Below are 726 nucleotides of genomic sequence, written 5' to 3'. Positions count from 1 at the left end.
GTGTCGTACGGCGCGCGGGCGATCACGGCCGGCGGCCTGCTGTCGCTGCCGAAGACGGTGTTCCCGGGCGGCGCCCTGATTGGCGACGACGCGGGCTTCCTGAACGCATCGCGGATCAAGGGCAGCCACGCGGCGATCAAGACCGGCATGCTCGCGGCCGACGCCGCGTTCGACGCGTTGCAGGCCGGTCGCCAGTCGGACGAGCTCAACGCGTATCCGGACGCCTTCAAGCAATCGTGGCTGTACACGGAGCTGTACCGCGCGCGCAACTTCAAGCAGTGGATGGCGAAGGGTCTCTACCTCGGCACGCTGATGGTCGGGCTGGAACAGAAGGTGATGGGCGGCAACGTGCCGTGGACGCTGCACCACAAGCATGCGGACCACGAGATGCTGAAGCCGGCATCGCAGTGCACGCCGATCGAGTACCCGAAGCCGGACGGCAAGCTGACGTTCGACCGGCTGTCGTCGGTGTTCATCTCGAACACGAACCACGAGGAGAACCAGCCGGCGCACCTGACGCTGAAGGACGCGAGCGTGCCGGTGAACGTGAACCTGCGCACGTATGCGGGCCCGGAAGCGCGCTTCTGTCCGGCCGGCGTCTACGAGTTCGTCAAGAACGACAGCAACGAAGATCGCTTGCAGATCAACGCGCAGAACTGCGTGCACTGCAAGACCTGCGACATCAAGGACCCGACGCAGAACATCGTGTGGGTCACGCCGGAAGGC

The 726-nt window shown here is 65.4% G+C and carries 1 protein-coding gene; it reads left to right on the top strand.

Features of this window, described 5'->3' with window-relative positions; all coding sequences use genetic code 11:
* On the top strand, positions 1-726 hold a 726-nt coding region (locus DIE02_RS35230), incomplete at both ends, for an electron transfer flavoprotein-ubiquinone oxidoreductase (protein WP_185702689.1).

This window comes from Burkholderia sp. Bp8991, from assembly GCF_003853795.1.
Taxonomy (GTDB): domain Bacteria; phylum Pseudomonadota; class Gammaproteobacteria; order Burkholderiales; family Burkholderiaceae; genus Burkholderia.
This window is presented reverse-complemented; position numbering and strand designations above follow the sequence as displayed.